General features: G+C 72.5%; 18 protein-coding genes. 11 read left to right on the top strand and 7 right to left on the bottom strand.

The window, feature by feature from the left end; translation table 11 throughout:
* Nucleotide 1 precedes the first annotated feature (1 nt).
* Nucleotides 2-733, top strand: coding sequence for a PhzF family phenazine biosynthesis protein (locus tag ACFYXS_RS13310; RefSeq protein ID WP_389247221.1), 732 nt, complete (start codon nt 2-4; stop codon nt 731-733).
* A gap of 40 nt (nt 734-773) precedes the next feature.
* Here the strand turns inward: ACFYXS_RS13310 and ACFYXS_RS13315 are convergent, their stop codons facing one another.
* Together ACFYXS_RS13315 and ACFYXS_RS13320 are read right to left on the bottom strand one after the other, a co-directional pair.
* Nucleotides 774-1,133, bottom strand: coding sequence for a nuclear transport factor 2 family protein (locus ACFYXS_RS13315; RefSeq protein ID WP_389247223.1), 360 nt, complete (start codon nt 1,131-1,133; stop codon nt 774-776).
* Nucleotides 1,134-1,210: 77 nt separating this feature from the next.
* Nucleotides 1,211-2,821 carry a M4 family metallopeptidase gene (locus ACFYXS_RS13320; RefSeq protein WP_389247225.1) on the bottom strand — a complete coding sequence of 537 codons (1,611 nt, stop codon included), beginning with the start codon at nt 2,819-2,821 and terminating at the stop codon, nt 1,211-1,213.
* Nucleotides 2,822-3,129: 308 nt separating this feature from the next.
* Here ACFYXS_RS13320 and ACFYXS_RS13325 point away from each other — a divergent pair, with 308 nt between their 5' ends.
* Nucleotides 3,130-3,408: a GNAT family N-acetyltransferase gene (locus ACFYXS_RS13325; protein ID WP_389247227.1), complete on the top strand. Its 279-nt coding sequence runs from the start codon at nt 3,130-3,132 to the stop codon at nt 3,406-3,408.
* On the opposite strand, the gene ACFYXS_RS13330 is transcribed toward ACFYXS_RS13325, so the two are convergent.
* The 4 genes from ACFYXS_RS13330 to ACFYXS_RS13345 all read right to left on the bottom strand — a co-directional run bounded on the left by ACFYXS_RS13330 (nt 3,395) and on the right by ACFYXS_RS13345 (nt 8,085).
* Nucleotides 3,395-4,186 carry a crotonase/enoyl-CoA hydratase family protein gene (locus ACFYXS_RS13330; RefSeq protein WP_389247229.1) on the bottom strand — a complete coding sequence of 264 codons (792 nt, stop codon included), beginning with the start codon at nt 4,184-4,186 and terminating at the stop codon, nt 3,395-3,397. The two genes, ACFYXS_RS13325 and ACFYXS_RS13330, sit on opposite strands and share 14 nt — an antisense overlap.
* A 46-nt stretch (nt 4,187-4,232) precedes the next feature.
* Nucleotides 4,233-5,429 (bottom strand): alginate lyase family protein, encoded by a 1,197-nt coding sequence (locus ACFYXS_RS13335; protein ID WP_389247231.1) that lies wholly within the window; start codon nt 5,427-5,429, stop codon nt 4,233-4,235.
* Between the two features lie 324 nt (nt 5,430-5,753).
* Complete coding sequence (locus ACFYXS_RS13340) at nt 5,754-6,191, bottom strand: subtilase-type protease inhibitor (RefSeq protein ID WP_389247234.1); 438 nt, start codon at nt 6,189-6,191, stop codon at nt 5,754-5,756.
* Between the two features lie 322 nt (nt 6,192-6,513).
* Nucleotides 6,514-8,085, bottom strand: a complete 1,572-nt coding sequence (locus ACFYXS_RS13345) for a cellulose binding domain-containing protein (protein ID WP_389247236.1) — start codon at nt 8,083-8,085, stop codon at nt 6,514-6,516.
* Between the two features lie 215 nt (nt 8,086-8,300).
* On the opposite strand from ACFYXS_RS13345, the gene ACFYXS_RS13350 reads away from it, so the two are divergent.
* On the top strand, nt 8,301-9,959 hold the full coding sequence (locus ACFYXS_RS13350) for a hydrogenase maturation protein (RefSeq protein WP_389247238.1): 1,659 nt from the start codon (nt 8,301-8,303) through the stop codon (nt 9,957-9,959).
* Nucleotides 9,960-10,062: 103 nt separating this feature from the next.
* Here the strand turns inward: ACFYXS_RS13350 and ACFYXS_RS13355 are convergent, their stop codons facing one another.
* Nucleotides 10,063-10,332, bottom strand: a complete 270-nt coding sequence (locus ACFYXS_RS13355) for a hypothetical protein (RefSeq protein ID WP_389247240.1) — start codon at nt 10,330-10,332, stop codon at nt 10,063-10,065.
* A gap of 713 nt (nt 10,333-11,045) precedes the next feature.
* Here ACFYXS_RS13355 and ACFYXS_RS13360 point away from each other — a divergent pair.
* The 8 genes from ACFYXS_RS13360 (at nt 11,046) to ACFYXS_RS13395 (ending at nt 17,895) form a co-directional block, all read left to right on the top strand.
* On the top strand, nt 11,046-12,125 hold the full coding sequence (locus tag ACFYXS_RS13360) for a hydrogenase expression protein HypE (RefSeq protein ID WP_389247242.1): 1,080 nt from the start codon (nt 11,046-11,048) through the stop codon (nt 12,123-12,125).
* A 90-nt stretch (nt 12,126-12,215) separates the two neighbouring features.
* Nucleotides 12,216-14,000 (top strand): nickel-dependent hydrogenase large subunit, encoded by a 1,785-nt coding sequence (locus ACFYXS_RS13365; protein WP_389247244.1) that lies wholly within the window; start codon nt 12,216-12,218, stop codon nt 13,998-14,000.
* On the top strand, nt 13,997-14,518 hold the full coding sequence (locus tag ACFYXS_RS13370) for a hypothetical protein (RefSeq protein ID WP_389247246.1): 522 nt from the start codon (nt 13,997-13,999) through the stop codon (nt 14,516-14,518). Before ACFYXS_RS13365 ends, ACFYXS_RS13370 begins: the two co-directional genes overlap by 4 nt.
* Complete coding sequence (locus tag ACFYXS_RS13375; protein ID WP_389247248.1) at nt 14,515-15,156, top strand: DUF5947 family protein; 642 nt, start codon at nt 14,515-14,517, stop codon at nt 15,154-15,156. Before ACFYXS_RS13370 ends, ACFYXS_RS13375 begins: the two co-directional genes overlap by 4 nt.
* Complete coding sequence (locus ACFYXS_RS13380; RefSeq protein ID WP_389247250.1) at nt 15,153-15,782, top strand: DUF6084 family protein; 630 nt, start codon at nt 15,153-15,155, stop codon at nt 15,780-15,782. Before ACFYXS_RS13375 ends, ACFYXS_RS13380 begins: the two co-directional genes overlap by 4 nt.
* The gene (locus ACFYXS_RS13385) at nt 15,779-17,176 is read left to right on the top strand and encodes a hypothetical protein (protein WP_389247253.1); all 1,398 of its coding nucleotides are present in this window, start codon (nt 15,779-15,781) and stop codon (nt 17,174-17,176) included. The genes ACFYXS_RS13380 and ACFYXS_RS13385 overlap by 4 nt, the downstream gene beginning before the upstream one ends.
* Complete coding sequence (locus ACFYXS_RS13390) at nt 17,173-17,718, top strand: hydrogenase maturation protease (RefSeq protein ID WP_389247255.1); 546 nt, start codon at nt 17,173-17,175, stop codon at nt 17,716-17,718. The genes ACFYXS_RS13385 and ACFYXS_RS13390 overlap by 4 nt, the downstream gene beginning before the upstream one ends.
* A gap of 72 nt (nt 17,719-17,790) precedes the next feature.
* A complete protein-coding gene (locus tag ACFYXS_RS13395) occupies nt 17,791-17,895 on the top strand; it encodes a DUF6893 family small protein (RefSeq protein WP_384276552.1) in 105 nt (34 codons plus the stop codon).
* Nucleotides 17,896-18,039: the final 144 nt, after the last annotated feature.

An 18,039-nucleotide genomic window follows, 5' to 3' on the forward strand; every position in this document is an offset into this window, starting at 1 on the left:
CATGTACTCCGGATATGACATAGTCCGCGTCTTCTGCGCACCCGACGGCGGCCTCGGCAACCGCGTCGCCGTCGTCCGCGACGAGGACGCCACCGCCACCGAGGCCGAACGGGCCACCTTCGCCCGGCAGTCGGGCCTGCCCGAGACGGTCTTCGTGAACGACGCCGAGCGCGGCGTCGTCGACATCCGCATCCCGGGGCGGCAGCTGCCCTTCGCCGGCTCGGCGTCGCTCGCCTCCGCCTGGCTGCTGGACGCCCCCGAGCTGATCACGCCCGCCGGTGTGCTGGGCGTGCGGCTCGACGGCGAGTTCAACTGGGTGGAGGCCAGCCCCGAGTGGGCCAGGAAGCGCACCCTGCGCCAGTACGCCTCGCCGCGCGAGGTCGACACCCTCCCCGTGCCGGCCCCCGGCGAATGGCTCTACGCCTGGGCCTGGGAGGACGAGGCGGCCGGCCGCGTCCGCGCCCGCGGCTTCCCCGGCCGCCCCGCCGGTCCCGCCGAGGTCGAGGCCTCCGGCTCCGCGGCGCTGCTGCTCACCGAGCGCCTGGACCGGGCCCTCAACATCACCCAGGGCCGGGGCTCCCAGATCCTCACCGCCACGGCGCCGCACGGAATGGTGGAACTCGGCGGCCGTGTCCGCCTCGACCGCGCCGTCCCCGGCACCCGCCCCCGCCCGGCCATCACCCTGGGCACCCCGTCGTCCTCCCGGCGCCGCATCCACCTGCTCGACCTGTGAACCGGGCCCCCGCCCGCGCGGGCGGGCGGGGGCCACGTCCTCAGACGACGTCGGCGCTGCCCTCGCGGTAGACCTTCGCGGAGGCGATGCGCCCGTCCCGGAGCGCGTAGAAGGCGGCGATCGGGTACGACCGCGCCTCGCCGCCATGGGTCAGGGTCTCGGTCATCTGGCAGGCGGCGCGGGCGCCCTCGGCGATCACGTCCCGCAGCTCCAGAGTGGGTAGGAGACCGCGCATCGCCGCGGCGGAGAACCCGGTCAGCGCGGCGCGACCGCGTACGGTCGTGCCGCCGGTGATCCACACGGCGTCCTCGGTGAAACCGGCCAGGAGCGCTTCCAGGTCACGGGCGTTGAAGGCCCGTACGTGCTCGCGCACGGCCGCCGCCGCGTCGGTCGTCGTCACGCGGCCAGTGTGCCAGGACCCCGCCGGGCCGGCCCTGGGGAGGCCCGGTCCGGCGGGGTCCGGTGACGGTGCCGCGGTCAATTGACGTTGACGGCGGACCAGGCCGCGGCCACGGCCGCGTAGTCGGCGCCGGACGCGCCGTACAGGTCGGCGGCGGCCTTGAGGGTGGCGGTGCGGGCGGCCGCGTAGTTGGTGGAGGAGGTCATGTAGACGGTCAGGGCCCGGTACCAGATCTTGCCGAGCTTGTCGTGCCCGATACCCCCCACCGTGGAGCCGTTGCAGGTGGGGCTGTTGTAGCTGACGCCGTTGATGGTCTTGGCGCCGCTGCCCTCGGCGAGCAGGTAGGCGAAGTGGTTGGCGACGCCCGAGGAGTAGTGGACGTCGAGGCTGCCGACACCGGAGCTCCAGCAGTCGGCGGAACTGCCGTCCTTGGAGGGCTTGTCCATGAAACGCAGCGCGGCCTTGCCGAAGCCGGGCTTCACGATGCGTTCGCCGATGAGGTAGTCGCCGGTGTCGGAGGCGTTGCCCGCGTACCACTCCACCAGCGTGCCGAAGATGTCCGAGGTGGCCTCGTTGAGGCCGCCGGACTCGCCGGAGTAGGTGAGGCCCGCGGTGCGCGAGGTGACGCCGTGCGACATCTCGTGGCCGGCGACGTCGAGGGCGACCAGTGGCCCGAAGGTGGTGCCGTCGCCGTCACCGTAGGTCATGCAGAAGCAGCTGTCGTCCCAGAAGGCGTTGTTGTAGCTGCTGCCGTAGTGGACGCGGTTGTACGAGCCCTTGCCGTCCCCGGCTATGCCGCTGCGGCCGTGGACGGTCCTGTAGTAGTCCCAGGTCTCGTCGGTGCCGTACTGCGCGTCGACGGCGGCCGTCGCACGGTCGGCGGTGGTGCCGGTTCCCCAGTGGTTGTCGGTGTCGGTGAAGAGCACCGCGGGGGCGCGGGAGAAGCAGATCCCGAAGAGGCACAGGTCCGTCTTGTTCTGCGCGTCGCCGGTGTAGGTGTTGCCCCGGGTCGGGTCCTTCAGCTGGTAGCTGCTGCCGCTGGGCGTGGTCTCCAGGGGGACGGTGCCGCCGTAGAGGGACGCGCCGTCGCCGGCGGCGGTCTCCAGGGCGTCCCAGGCGTCGATGCGCGCACCGGTGCGGGCGTCGGTGACGAGCACGCGCGCGGCGGGGTTGCCGAGGCTGTCCAGGCCGACGGCGGTGGTGCGCCAGGCCAGCCGCGGCGTCCCGTGCAGGGCGTCGACGACCAGCTGGGGCTTGGCCTTGGCCTGCCGGAAGGCCGTGCCGCGGTGGGCGGAGCGCAGGGCCGCGAGGCCCTTGTCGGCGGCTGCGCCGGCCCGGACGGCGGGCGTGACGCCGGGCACGGCGAGGTCGGCGCCGGTGGCCCGCTGCGTGCCCTCGACGGACCCGTCGCGGGCCAGGTGCACGATCATGTCGCCGCCGAGGACCGGGAGTCCGCGGTAGGTGCGGTCGTAGCGGACGTGCTGAGCGCCGTCGGGGTCGACGACGACGTCGCGGACGGTGCGCCCCTGCCCGGCCGGCAGGCTCACCGCGGCGTCGGCGCGGGCCACGGCGGTGGCGCGCGAGGGGAGGTTCCCGTGGTCCGCCGACGCGGCCGACGGCACCAGAAGGGCCGCGGTCAGCGCGGCGGTGCCGAGTACGGCGGCGGTCGCGGTGACGGCGCGTCTCATTGAGTGCTGCATCCTGCTCCTCGGGTCGCGGGGACGTGCGCGGAGGCGCATGCGCGGTGGGGAGGTGAAACGGAGCCAGATTTAAGTGCCCATGACATTCCGCTGTCCAGAGGGCACACACAGCCCACACACGGGAACCAGCCACCCCGCACGCCCCGGTCACGGATGCCGATGTCCGGTGGCCTCCGGCAGCGTCCAGGCGCGGGCGTTGAACGCCCCACCCGGCATCGGGGCCACAGCCGGCCCCCGGGTCCGTCGCCGCGCGCCCCGACGGCCGGGGTCCCGTCGGCTGAACCGATCCGGCCGATGTGCGCGGCTGGTGCGTGGCGGCGGGCGGCGACCTCCTCGTCGCCGAACCGCGCGTCCGCGTGCATCCGGCGGAGCGGCGCCACGGCGTCGGACGGGCAGTGATCACCCCGCTCGAACAACGCGCGGCGGATACGGCCATCCGCCGGCCTTACCTGGACCCGGCCACCCCTCAGCAGGAGGCCATGGCCTTCCACCTGAGCCCGGACTCCCAGGAGAGCGGCCGGGAGCACCGCCGGGGCCGGCCCTGGACGTCGGTGTCCCGCGTCAAGGCGTCGTGACCGGCCCGTCCTCCCCGAACGACCCGTGCCGACCCGCGCCCGCGGCGAAGCGGGCCGTGCCCTCGGCCGCCTCGGCGAGCGAGATCCGGCCGTGCCGCAGCTCCGCGGCGAGGGCCGCGCCCTCCTGGAGACCCTCGGCCTCCAGCACGGCCAGCCGGTCGTGCCGCACGCAGGTCTGCGGGAACGCCGCGATCTCCGCCGCCAGCCGCTCGGCCGCCTCACGCGCGCCGCCCGCCGGGACGACCCGGTTGACCAGGCCCATGGCGTACGCTTCCGCTGCCTCGACCGGACGCCCCGTCAGGATGAGGTCCATGGCCCGCGACGTCCCGATGAGCCGTGGCAGCCGCACCGTGCCGCCGTCGATCAGCGGCACCCCCCAGCGCCGGCAGAACACCCCGAGCACCGCGTCCTCCTCGGCGACCCGCAGGTCGCACCAGAGGGCGAGTTCCAGGCCGCCGGCCACCGCGTGACCGGAGATCGCCGCGACGACCGGCTTGCCCAGCCGCATCCGGGTCGGGCCCATCGGGCCGTCCCCCTCGTCCCTCACCTCGGTCACCTCGTTGCCCCGCGAGGTGCCGATGGCCTTGAGGTCGGCACCCGCGCAGAAGGTGCCGCCCTCGCCCCACAGCACGGCGACCGAGGCCTCGGGATCGGCGTCGAACTCACGGAAGGCGGCGGCCAGTTCACGTGCGGTCGGACCGTCGACGGCGTTGCGCGCCTCAGGGCGCGAGAGCACCACCGTCGTGACGGGCCCGCTGCGCTCCACACGTACGGCCATGGCCGCTCACCTCCGCTTTCCTCCGCCGCAGATCACCTCTGCCGGTTCACGAGAGGTTATCCCCGTGGGTGAGCGTCTCCCAGGCCACGAACAGGTTGTTGCTGCCGGCCGGCCGCTGCGACTCGGTCAGCGCCTGCGTGTTGGTCATGGCGTAGCCGAGGCGGTTGTGGATCGCGTTGTAGCCGACCTCGGTCACCGGTCCGAGCCCGAGGTTGAGGTGCCCGCCGCACAGCCAGGACGGCACGGCCTCACCGCGCTGGTACTTGGACTGGAAGCCGAGCGCCTGCCGCAGTCGCTCGCCGACCTGCGGGTACAGGTCCTGGCCCTGGATGCGGCTGGTCTCGGCGACGTGCGAGATCGCGGAGATGCCGTAGCCGGTGTGGGTGAAGTCCCGGCAGGTCTCCTGGGTCAGGCCGGTCACGAAGGTGGACTGGCCCTGCCAGTAGCCGACGATCTCGTCCCGCGTGTCGAGCCCGCTGCCGGGCACGGTCTTCGGCAGCGCGCCGTCGGTGTCGAGGTAGACGTAGGCCGCGACGCGGTTGAGGTAGCGGGTGACGGCCTTGTCGTAGGAGGTGCGGTCGTCGAGGAAGACGGAGATGCCGATGGCGGCCTCCATCATGCTCAGCTCCCAGTTGCCGTTGCTCTTGGAGCCGTTGATGACCTCGGGGAGGTAGACGGTGCGCAGCATGGTGGCGAACCGGTTCACGTTCGGCCAGTTGCCGTACGAGTAGCGGATGATCTCCGCGGCCCTCGGCCACACCGAGCCGGCCCAGCCGGTCTGCAGCGGGGCATTGCTGTTGGTGTGGTCGGTGATGGTGGCCGACCAGGCGTCCATGAGCTGGATCGCCTTCTGCGCGTACCTGCTGTCGCGGGTGATGTACCACGCCAGCGCGTTGGTGTAGGCCGCGATCGCGTCCTCGCGCTCGTCGGTGCACCCGTAGTTGGGGTTGGAGTACGAGCCGCACTCGACCACCGCGCGCGGCTTGGGGGTTCGCGACTGCGAGGCGTAGGGCGACGCCATCATCTGGTCGTACGCGGCCTTCCACGGCTGCGCGCCGGCCTGGACCTTGCCGCGGACGAAGTCGAGTTGGGACTGGCTGACCAGGACGCCGGGGTGCGTGAAGGTGGCAGGGGCCGCCGAGGCGCGACCGGTGCCGGGGACCGCCGACAGCAGGGCGGCGACGAGGGCCGCGCCGAGGGCGAGGACGGACGTGGACAGGAGGCTGCGTGATCTTGGGGACATGTGGGGGACGCCTTCCCAGGAGACGACACACACGTTCACAAGGGTGAACAGGGGACTCACCCGTGAACGTTGCGATTGACGGATGACGGTAGGACTAGACCAATACCGCGTCAACCCCCCTTGAACTAAGGGGGATTGCTGTGCCACTCCTGGATGCGCACACATCCCCGTGCGCACTCACAAAAATCTGGGTGCGCACCGAAAAAAATCAGGGGCGGCCGACTCCGTCCCACGAGTCGGCCGCCCCTCACAGGGTTCTCCCCCACGGTGAACCCCGTGGCTTTCGGGTCACGCCTTCGCCGTCACCGTCTTCCCGACGGCGCGTCAGAAGGCGAAGACGCCGTGCGTGTCACTGCCACGCAACATGCACGCGTTGCCGAACGCACGGCTGAAGGTGACGCGCCGGCCTTCCCAGACCCCGTCCGCGGTCACGACGACCGGGTCCCAGATGCGGGTGCAGCTCGCACCGGGGGCCTCGGCGGTCAGCGCCGCGAAGTCACCTTGCACCGCCCTGAGTTCCGCGCAGGCGGACACCGGGTCCGGGTGGTCGCCGTACGGGGTCGGGCTGCACCGCAGGACCACCGTGCGCTGCATCGTCGCCGTGGCCGGATCCCCGCCCTTGCCCACGGACAGCACCACGGCGGAAGGTGCGTACAGACTCGTCGCACCGGCCGGCCGCGCCTCTGCGGTGCCGGCCGCCATGCCGGCCGAACTCACCGCCGCCACCAGGGCCAGACAGGCACTCACCGCACTGAACCGCATAGCGAACACTCCTTCGGCTCTCGCTCCGGTAATCGGACGTCCCGGAGTCTTGTGCATCGGACACGTCCGCGTCACATCGCTCCGCGACTTTCAGTCACCGATTGTTCACACTGTGCACTATCCGTTGTGTCGCACTTGGGGCGGGGCTGGGCGTCCGGTGAAAGGACTCAGCGGAGTCGCGGACTCCGTGAAAGCGCCTTCACGGCCCGACACATCATCTCCACATCGGCCGGAAAGCAGTGGGCCGCCACCGCGTTTCGTACGCGATGACGGCCCGATGGAGCAGCGAACGGTGCGGCGCGCAGCGGCCGCCGGCGCGGCGTCAGCCGCTGTAGCCCGCGAAGATCCTGGAGAACTCGTACGGCGACTGCGCGATGTTCGTACACATGTAGAGCGCGCCGTTGCAGGCGTTGCGGTCCCGCGTCATCTCCCAGAAGGCCAGCATCCCCAGATGCTTGCCCTGGGCGAAGCCGACCAGCTGCCGCGCGTCGGCCTGGTCGTAGATGTGGCCGTCGTCGTTCTGGCCGAGCATCGGCGTGACCCCGGTCATGGCCCACACCTGGGCGTCGCTCTTGCCCGGGTAGAGGGTCTTGAGCTGGGCGAAGGTGCTGTTGGCGGCCTGGACGGCGGCGTCGCCGTAGTCGGTGGAGCGGTAGTAGTCCATCGCCATGATGTTGACGACGTCCAGGGTGACGCCCGCGTCCCGGGCGGAGCGCACGACGGACAGTCCGTCGTCCGTCAGCCCCTCGGGCAGCGCGGGCAGGGTCAGCGAGATCCGCAGCCCGGGGTGGGCCTGCTGAAGCCGGGCCAGCGCCTGGGAGCGGCGGGCGACGGAGGCGGGGTCGGCGGTGGCCGCGCCCTCGATGTCGAAGTCCGCGTAGGTCAGGTCGTAGGCGTTCACCACGGCGTTGTACTCGTTGTAGAGCGCGTCGACCGTCCCGCACGCCTGGGCCAGTTCGATGCCGGAGGCACCGCCGAAGGAGATCTTGACGTCACCGCCGGCCGCCCGGATGGCGTCGATCTGGTCCTTGCCCCACGCCGCGCGCGGGTCGTAGGCGTTGAACCACATCGCCTTGCAGGAGGAGGCGGTGATGAAGGCCATGGTGAAGCTCTTCAGCCCGCTCGCCGAGGACATGGCGGTCAGGCTGGGCGTCGGCCACGCGCCCATGTCGACGTAGGGGGCGGTCCGAACGCCGCCGGGCGGCGGGTTGGTGCCCCCGCCGGAGGCGGTCGTCCCGCTGACGGCGGTGCTGTACGCGGAGGTGTTGCCGGCCGCGTCCTTGGCCCGCACCCGGAAGGCGTAGGCGGTGCTCGCCGACAGGCCGGTGGCGGTGTACGAGGTGCCGGTCACGGCGACGGCCGTGCCGCCGTCCCGCGAGACCTCGTAGCCCGCGACGCTGCCGGAGTTGTCCGTGGAGGCGGTCCAGCGCACGGTGAGGGACGAACTCGTCGCCGAGCCGACGGTCACACCGGACGGGACGCTGGGCGCGGTGGTGTCGTTGCCCCCGCCGCCGCCCGTGCAGGAGCCGCCGTTGAGCTTGCAGCCGGTGGGCGCGCCGGTGCCGGTGGAGACCCAGCCGAAGGCGGCGGTGGCACCGGGGGCCAGAGTGCCGTTGTAGTCGCGGTTCTTGAAGGTGTAGTGGCTGCCGCTCTGGGTGAGCAGCGCGTCCCAGTAGGAGCCGACGGAGGTCCCGGAGGGCAGGTCGAACTCGACGGTCCACCCGCTGAGCGTGGCGGTGCCGCCGTTGGTGATCGTGTACTGCCCCTGGTATCCGGTGTCCCAGGTCGACGTCTTCACGAAGGCCGCGGTCGGGGTGGCCGCGGCGGCGGGCGGGGCGAGGAGCAGGACGAGCGCTCCGACGAGCGCGGTGACCAGGGCCAGAGTTCTTCGCATCCATGCCTCCACAGGCGGGAACAGGCGCAGAGTTGGTCTGTACCAAAGCATCTGGTATAGACCTATCGACTTGATGCGTCCGCGTCAATAGTCGGTTCTGGCCGATCGGGTGACGCCCCGGCCGGGCCGCACGGGGCGAGGGCCGCCCGCCGGGCATCATCTGCTGCGAAGAGTCCTGGCGCTCCCCGACCGTGCCGGGTGGCCGGGAGGTACAGATGCACATCCTGTTGGTGGCTTCGGCGTTCAACAGCCTGACCCAGCGCGCCCTGGTGGAACTGACCGAGCTGGGCCACAGCGTCGCCGTCGAGGTGACCCCGGACGGCGCCGCGGTGCGCGCGGCCGTGGCCCGGTACGAGCCGGAGCTCGTCATCGCGCCGATGCTCAGGGCGGCGATCCCGCCGGACGTCTGGTCCGCCCGCACCTGCCTGGTCGTCCACCCCGGGCCGCCCGGCGACCGGGGCCCGGCCTCGCTGGACCGGGCGATCCAGGAAGGCGCCGCCGAGTGGGGCGTGACGGTCCTCCAGGCGGAGGCCGCGATGGACGCCGGTGCGATCTGGGCCTCCGTGGGCTGCGCCGTGCCGCCGGTCGGCAAGAGCGACCTGTACCGCGGCGAGATCTCCGACGCCGCCATGGAGGCCGTCCTCCTGGCGGTCGACCGTGTCGCCTCCGGCGCGTACCTCCCGAGGCGGCAGACCGACCCGGCGGTGCGCCCGCACGTCCGCGCCCGGCCGGCCGTCACCCAGGACGAGCGGCGGATCGACTGGGCCCGCGACACCACCGGGACCGTCCTGCGCAAGCTCCGCGCCGCCGACTCCCGGCCCGGCGTGCTGGACGAACTGCTCGGCGCCCGCTGGTTCCTGCACGGCGGCCACCCCGAGCAGCGGCTGCGCGGCGAGCCCGGACAGCTGCTGGCCACCCGGGCGGGCGCGGTGTGCCGGGCGACCTCGGACGGCGCGGTGTGGATCCCGCGACTGCGCGCCCGCCGCTCCCCCGGCGGCCCCGGGACCTTCGCCCTGCCCGCGGTCACCGCGCTCGGCGCACTGCTGCCGGACCTCCCCGAGGTCCCCGCCCGGGACGCGGACGAGGACGACTGGGCCGACATCCGCTACCGGGAGCAGGGGGCCGCGGGCGTGCTCTCGTTCTCGGTCCCGGGCGGCGCCCTGTCCACCGACGTCTGCCGCCGCCTCCTGACGGCGTACCGGCACGCCTGCGCGCGGCCCACCTCCGTGCTGGTGCTGGGCGGTGGCCGGGACGTGTTCTCCAACGGCATCGACCTCAAGACGATCGAGGCCGCCGCGGACCCCGCCGCGGAGTCCTGGGCCAACATCACGGCCATGAACGAGCTGGTCGAGGCGGTCCTCACCACCACCGGCCGACTCGTCGTCGCCGCGTTGGGCGGCAACGCGGGCGCCGGCGGCGTCATGCTCGCCCTCGCCGCGGACGAGGTCTGGTGCCGCCAGGGCGTCGTGCTCAACCCGCACTACCGCCTGATGGGCCTGTACGGCTCGGAGTACTGGACGTACTCCCTGCCCCGCCGCGTCGGCCCCGGCACGGCGCGACGGCTCACCGAGCGGGCCCTGCCGGTCGGCGCCACGGAGGCGATGCGGCTCGGCCTGGTGGACCGGCTGCTGATGTGCGGACCGCAGGACTTCGCCGCCGACGTGCGCCGGCTGGCCGCCCGCCTCGCCGGCACCTCCGCCGCCCAGGCCCGCGTCGCCGCCAAGAAGGCCGACCTCGAACGCCGCGAAGCGGTCAAACCCCTGTCCGCCTACCGCGACGCCGAGCTCACCCGCATGCGCGCCGCCTTCTCCGACCCCGATGCCCCCTACCACGCCCTCCGCACCGCCTTCGTCCGCGGCACCACCGCTCCCTGACCCCGCGGCGTCCGGTGTGCGTCACGTCCCGTCCGCGAGTCGTGCCGCCGGATGCGCGACCGGTGCCGCCATGCCGGGAGCCGACGGAGAGGGAAGTAGTGGTCTACGCCGAGGCGTGAGTGACCTCGACGACCACAACGGTGGGGTGCTCAGGGATCACGGCGCCGTCGTACTCGTCGTGCGCGGAGTACACGCCGTCGCTGACGCCGCCGGGTTCCAGGACGTCGGTCCGCAGATCGAGCAGCGCGTTGTATCCCCAGGGGCCGGTCAGGCGGATGACGGCGTTGACTCTGGCCGGCTCGGATGCTGTGTTGGTGATTTTCACGCCCACCCAGAACGCGTCACCGTTCTCCTTGAGGACCGGTCGGTGCACCGTGACACCGTCTTTGGAGGCGGCGATCGGTGCGCCGCCTTTTTCGCTCCCTGTGTCCGGGCTTGAACTCCGCGATGACGAGCCGGACGGTGAGGAGCTCGGTTTGTTCCTCGCCGGGGCGGAGGGCGACGCTTCCGCGTGCACCGTGGACGGCGCCCCGTCAGACATGCTGCAGCCTGTTGCGAGCACGGCTCCGGCCACTACAGCCACGGCCACGCTCACGCCACGGCTGGGATGACGCGGCACCGTGAAAGCGAAGTTCAACGCGCTGTCCTCATCGGGGAAACCGTTCCGCACCGGTTGACGTACATGCCGCCGGTGTCTGCGGGCGATCAAGGCCGGATCCCCCGTGATCAACAGACAGGAAGCTACGGGAACGTTCGTTCGGGCGGGAAGGGTGCAGGCCACAGGAGTCCCGGATCGGCCGGATCTCAGCGATCGGTGACCGAAAGGCAGGGCCACGGGCTTCTCACGGGTCGCTTCGAGAAGCCTGCCCCGCTCGGGCAGGGCAGGGCAGGGCAGGGCAGGGCAGGGCAGGGCAGGGCAGGGCAGGGCAGGGCCGCACAAGTGTTCCCAGGAGCGGATCAGGATCCGGGATGAAAAGCAGATCACCGGATTGGCCCCCTTCAACATCCCGCTCCGGCGAGCCAGTCGCTATCAAGGGGAGGAGATGCCGTTATGTGGCATTTGCCGCTCTCTGAGGAGGCATCCCCATGGATGCGACTGCTTCGACCACGAACGCCGCCGCCCCCACCCCGGCCGACGACGAGGCGCCGATCCACATTCTCTGGATCAACGCCGGGCTCAGCTGCGACGGCGACTCCGTGTCGCTCACCGCCGCGACGCTGCCCAGCATCGAGGAGATCGCCCTCGGCGGGCTCCCCGGCCTGCCGAAGATCGCCGTGCACTGGCCGCTGATCGACTTCGAATGCGGTCCGGTCCAGGGCGCAGACACTTTCATCGAGTGGTTCTTCAAGGCCGAGCGCGGTGAGATCGAGCCCTTCGTGCTGGTCGTCGAGGGGTCCATCCCCAATGAGTCGATCAAGGCCGAGGGCTACTGGTGCGGCTTCGGCGACGACCCGGCCACCGGACAGCCGATCACCACCAGCGAGTGGATCGACCGCCTGGCGCCCAAGGCGCTGGCCGTCGTCGCCATCGGCACCTGCGCCACGTACGGCGGCATCCACGCGATGGAGGGCAACCCGACCGGCGCCATGGGCGTGCCCGACTACCTGGGCTGGGAGTGGAAGTCCAAGGCCGGCATCCCGATCGTCTGCGTGCCCGGGTGCCCGATCCAGCCGGACAACTTCGCGGAGACGCTGACGTACCTGCTCTACCAGGCGGTCGGCTCCGCGCCGATGATCCCGCTGGACGACAAGCTGCGCCCGGCCTGGCTGTTCGGCGCGACCGTCCACGAGGGCTGCGACCGGGCCGGCTACTACGAGCAGGGCCAGTTCGCCGACCGCTACGACTCCCCGCAGTGCCTGGTGAAGATCGGCTGCTGGGGCCCGGTGGTCAAGTGCAACGTCCCCAAGCGCGGCTGGATGGACGGCATCGGCGGCTGCCCCAACGTCGGCGGCATCTGCATCGCGTGCACGATGCCTGGCTTCCCCGACATGTTCATGCCGTTCATGGACGAACCGCCCGGCGCACGGCTGTCCAGCACCGCCAGCGGTGTGTACGGGGCGGCGATCCGCAGGCTGCGCTCCATGACGGCCAAGACCGTCGACCACGAGCCCAAGTGGCGCCACACCGGCCGCAAGCTCACCACCGGCTACAAGGCGCCCTGGTGACCCCACGGCACCGTACCGGCCACCGACCCCGGCACTGACCCCGGCCGCCGACCCCGGCCTCCCCCCGCTTGACGAAGGGCACGCAGAAACATGGCTCCGAAGACGAAGACGGCCGGAGACGGCAGTGGCCTGATGGAGATGTCCTGGGATCCGATCACCCGGATCGTGGGCAGCCTCGGCATCCACACGAAGATCGACTTCAAGCAGAAGCGGGTCGCCGAGTGCTACAGCACCTCGTCGGTGTTCCGCGGCTACAGCGTCTTCATGCGGGGCAAGGACCCGCGCGACGCGCACTTCATCACCAGCCGCATCTGCGGCATCTGCGGGGACAACCACGCGACCTGCTCGGTGTACGCGCAGAACATGGCGTACGGCGTCAAGCCTCCGCACCTCGGCGAGTGGATCATCAACCTCGGCGAGGCCGCGGAGTTCATGTTCGACCACAACATCTTCCAGGAGAACCTGGTCGGGGTCGACTACTGCGAGAAGATGGTCCGCGAGACCAACCCGGGCGTCCTGGAGCTCGCCGAGCGCACCGAGGCACCGCACGCCGCGGAGCACGGCTACCGCACCATCGCGGACATCATGCGCTCGCTCAACCCGCTGGAGGGCGAGTTCTACCGCGAGGCGCTCCAAGTGAGCCGCTACACGCGGGAGATGTTCTGCCTGATGGAGGGCCGGCACGTCCACCCCTCCACGCTCTACGCGGGCGGCGTCGGCACCATCGCGTCGGTGCAGCTGTTCACCGACTACCTCACCCGGCTGATGCGGTACGTGGAGTTCATGAAGCGGGTCGTACCGCTCCACGACGACCTCTTCGACTTCTTCTACGACGCCCTGCCCGGCTACGAGGAGGTCGGCCGCCGCCGCATCATGCTCGGCTGCTGGGGCGCGTTCAACGACCCGGAGTACTGCGACTTCACGTACGCCAACATGACCGACTGGGGCCGGCGGATGTTCGTCTCCCCCGGCATCGTCGTGGACGGCAAGCTGGTCACCAACGACCTGACGAACATCAACCTCGGCATCCGGATCCTCCTGGGCAGCTCGTACTACCAGGACTGGGAGGGCCAGGAGCAGTTCGTCACGCACGACCCGCTCGGCAACCCGGTCGACCCGCGCCACCCCTGGAACCAGCACACCATCCCGGCGCCGCAGAAGCGGGACTTCGACGACAAGTACAGCTGGGTCATGTCGCCGCGCTGGTTCGACGGCCAGGAGCACCTGGCCCTCGACACCGGCGGCGGCCCGCTGGCCCGCCTGTGGTCGACGGCGCTCAACGGGCTGGTCGACATCGGCTACGTGAAGGCCACCGGGCACAGCGTGGTCATCAACCTGCCCAAGACGCTCACCAAGCCGGAGACCACCTTCGAGTGGAAGATCCCGCAGTGGAGCAACGCCCTGGAGCGCAACCGGGCACGGACCTACTTCCAGGCCTACGCCGCCGCCTGCGCGCTGCACTTCACGGAGAAGGCGCTGGCGGAGGTCCGCGCGGGCCGCACCCAGACGTGGGAGAAGTTCGAGGTCCCCGAGGAGAGCATCGGCGTGGGCTTCACCGAGGCGGTGCGCGGTGTGCTCTCGCACCACATGGTGATCCGCGGCGGCAAGATCGCCAACTACCACCCGTACCCGCCGACCCCGTGGAACGCGAGCGTGCGCGACAGCTTCGGCACGCCCGGCCCGTACGAGGACGCGGTGCAGAACACGCCGATCTTCGAGGAGAACTCCCCGGAGAACTTCAAGGGCATCGACATCATGCGCGCCGTGCGCAGCTTCGACCCCTGTCTGCCCTGCGGTGTCCACATGTACGTCGGCGGCGGCCGCACCGTGGAGAAGCTGCACGTCCCCACCGGCCTGAGCGGCATGGCCGGATGAGCGCGGAGCGGACCGCGCGGCGGATCGAGGAGATCCTGGACGCGCTCGCCGCCTCCGGCGACGGCGAGGCGGCGGCCGCCGCCGAAGAACTGGTGCGCACGCTCATGGAGTTCTACGGGGCGGGCCTGGCCCGCGCCGTGGAACTCCTGGAGAAGCGCGGCGCCGACCCCATGGCCGCGCTGCTGGCGGACGAGGTCGTGGCGGGCCTGCTCGTCCTGCACGACCTGCACCCCGAGGACACCCTCACGCGGGCCGGCCGCGCGGTCCACGCCGCCCGGGCCGGCACCTCGGTGGACATCGAGCACTTCGACCCCGACAGCGGCACGCTGCGGCTGGCCGCCCGCGAGGGTGGCGGCTGCGGCTGCCCGAGCACCACGGACGCCACCCGGCAGCGCATCGAGGCCGCGCTGTCCTGCTGGGCGCCCGAGGTGACCGCGGTCGAGCTGCCGCAGGCCGGCCCCGCCGCGCGGGAGCCCGCGCTGCTGCAGATCGGCACGCGCCCGCCGGGGGCGCCGTGAGCCCGCAGTCCCCACCCGCGGCCGGGCTGCGCCGCTTCGTCGCCCCGCGCCCGCCCGCACCCGAACGGTGCGAGCTGTGCGGGGAGACGCTGACCGGACCCCACCGGCACCTCGTGGACGTCAACCAGCGCGCGCTGGCGTGCGCCTGCACGCCCTGCTCACTGCTCTTCGACCGGCAGGGCGCAGGCGGCGGCCGTTTCGCCGCCGTGCCCGACCGCTATCTCTCCGACCCCGGCTCGGTACCGGACGCCGTCGCCTGGCAGCGGCTTCGCATCCCGGTGTCGGTGGCCTTCTTCTTCCACAACGCCTCCCTCGACCGGCCCGTCGTGCTCTACCCGAGCCCGGCGGGCGCCACCGAGAGCGACGTGGACCCGGGGACCTGGGAGGCCGTCTTCGGCGACTCGCCGCTGGCCCGCGCGCTGCGGCCGGACGTGGAGACGCTGCTGGTGCGCCGCGAGGGCGACGGGGGCGAGTGCTACCTGGCGCCCGTCGACCGCGCGTACGAACTGGTCGGCCGGCTGCGGCTGACCTGGCAGGGCTTCGACGGCGGGCCCGGCGCGCGCGCCGAACTCGCCGCCTTCTTCGACGACCTACGACAGCGGGCGGCCGCGGTGCCGCGGGAAGGGAACCGGTCGTGACCGAGCTGGGCTTCACGTGCACGGGCGTACGGGCCGATCCGTACGCCGCCGGACCGACGCTCGTCCTCCGGCTGCGCATCACCGCCTCCGGCGGGGAGCGGGTGCACGCGATCGCGCTGCGCTGCCAGTTGCGCATCGAGCCGGCGCAGCGCGGCTACACACCGGCCGAGGCCGAGGGCCTGGACGACCTGTTCGGCGCGCCGGAACGCTGGGGCAGCACGCTGCAACCGCTCCAGTTCGCCCAGGTGTCGGTGATGGTGCCCGGCTTCACCGGCGAGGTCGAGGTCGATCTGCCGGTGCCGTGCACCTACGACATGGACATCGCCTCCGCCAAGTACTTCGACGCGCTGGAGGAGGGCGAGGCGCCGCTGCTGATGCTGTTCTCCGGCACCGCCTTCCTCGGACCGGGCGGATTCCAGGTGCTGCCCGTGCCGTGGCACAAGGAGGCCACGTGCCGCCTGCCGGTGGCGGTGTGGCGCGAGACGATCGACGCGCACTTCCCCGGCTGCGGCTGGATCCGGCTGCCGCGCGGCTCCATGGACGCCTTGCGGTCCTTCCGCAGCCGGCACGCCCTGCCGTCCTGGGAGGCCACCGTCGAGGCGCTGCTCGCCGGAGCGGCACGGTGACGGCGGGCGCCGCGGAGGCGGCGGGAGCGGCGAGGACGGCCGAACGCTTCGACACCGCCCGCAAGGTGGCCGACGCCGTGCTCTTCGAGGGCTACGTCCTCTACCCGTACCGGGCGTCGTCGGCGAAGAACCGCATGCGCTGGCAGTTCGGCGTGCTCGTGCCCCCGGCGTGGGCGGCCGCGTCGGGCGAACCCGCCGCGCAGCGCACCGAACTCCTCATGGAGCCGCGTGCGGACGCCGTGCTCCACGCCGAGCTGCGTTTCCTGCACGCCCAGCGGCGCACTGTCCGGCGTCTGCTGCCCGACGGGTCGTACGAGGCGGTGGAGGCGCTGGAGCTGCCCGACCGGGTGCTGGTGCCCTGGGACGAGGGGTTCGAGGAACGCGTCGAACTGAACGCCGCCATGGCCGAGTTGACTGACGGCGGCATCACTCTCCCGTTCACCCTGCCGGCGGCCGAGACCACCGAGCCGGTCGTGGGCGAGGACGGTGCGCCCGTCGGCGCGGTCGTACGGCGCCGCGAGGCGCTGGAGGGCGTGGTCAGGATCGCCGCGGAGGAACTGCCCGGCCCCTACCGGGTCCTGCGGCTGACCGCCGTCGTCGAGAACACCGGCGCGGGCACCGCGAGCCGGCGCGAGGACGCGCTCCCGCACTCGCTGGTCTCCGCACACCTGATGCTGGGGCTGACCGCGGGCTCGTTCGTCTCCATGACCGATCCGCCGCAGTGGGCGCGCGGAGCCGTCGCGGAGTGCCGCAACGAGCAGACGTGGCCGGTGCTGGCGGGCGACGACGGTGCCGCCGACGTGGTGCTGTCCTCCCCCATCATCCTGGAGGACCATCCGCGCATCGCCCCGGAGAGCGCCGGCACGATGTACGACGCCACCGAGATCGACGAGATCCTGGCGCTGCGCACCGCCGCCCTCACCGACGAGGAGAAGCGGCATGCCCGGGGCACCGACGACCGGGCCGCCGCCGTCATCGACCTGGCGGAGACCATGCCGCCGGAGGTGATGGAGCGTCTGCACGGTGCCGTACGGGCGCTGCGCGAGGTCACCGGGCCGGACCCGGTGCCGGCCGTGACCGCGCCGGACACGCCCTGGTGGGACCCGGGCGCCGACGCCTCGGTGGACCCGGCACGCGACCGCGTGGTGATCGAGGGCGCGTCCGTCGGCGCGGGCAGCCGGGTCGTGCTGCGCCCCGGCAAGCGGCGCACCGACGCCCAGGACCTGTTCCTGCACGGACGCGGCGCCCTGGTGGAGGCGGTGCTGCACGACGTGGACGGCGGGGTGCACCTCGCCGTCACCGTGGACGGCGACCCGGGCGCGGAACTCCGGCGCCAGCAGGGCCGGTTCCTGTACTTCCAGCCCGACGAGCTGGCCCCGGCGGAGGAGGCGTGAGCGCCGGAGGCGTGCTGGTCGCCGGCATCGGCAACATCTTCCTCGGCGACGACGGCTTCGGCGTCGAGGTCCTACGGCGGCTGGCCGGGCACCCGCTGCCCGAGGGCGCCGAGCTCACCGACACCGGCGTCCGCGGGGTGCACCTGGCGTACCAGCTGCTGGACGGCTACCGCTGCGTGGTCCTGGTCGACGCCGTGCCGGGGGGCGAGCCGCCCGGCACCCTGCGGCTGATCGAGGTGCCGCCGCGGCAGGCGGGCGACCTCGCGGAGCCACCGGTCGTCGACGGCCACCGCATGACGCCGGACGCCGTCCTGGCCCTGCTGGACACCCTGAGCGCCGGCACGAACGCGGGCAGCCGGCCCGCACGCGTGCTGGTCGTGGGCTGCGAACCGGCCTGTCTGGACGAGGGCATCGGCCTCAGCGCACCCGTCGCCGCCGCCGTGGACGAGGCCGTGGGCCTCGTGCTGCGGGTCGTCGGGGAGGAGTGCGCGCGGGCCGGGAGTCCGCACGCGGCGACCGGTCCTGCGGCCCGTCCGCGGTGAGCGGATCCGGCCGGGCGGACCGCACGACAGGCACCACGAAAACCACCGACACCACAGAAAGGAGCACCCGCCATGTGGAAGATCGCCCTCGGCGCGGTGGGGGCGGCCGCGGCCGTCCTCGCCATGTCCCGCGTCCTGCCCGACGTGAAGCGCTACATGCACATCCGGTCCATGTGAGGCCGAACGGGTACCCGCCGCCGGGCCGGCGGCGTGGGGGGGGGGGGGGGCGCCCCCCCCCCCCCCGGGGGGGGGGGGGCCGGGGGGGGGGGGGGGGCCCGCGGGCGGCGGGGGGCGGGCCGCGGCCCCCCCCCCCGCGCGGTC

This window comes from Streptomyces sp. NPDC002574 (assembly GCF_042889545.1).
Classification (GTDB): domain Bacteria; phylum Actinomycetota; class Actinomycetes; order Streptomycetales; family Streptomycetaceae; genus Actinacidiphila.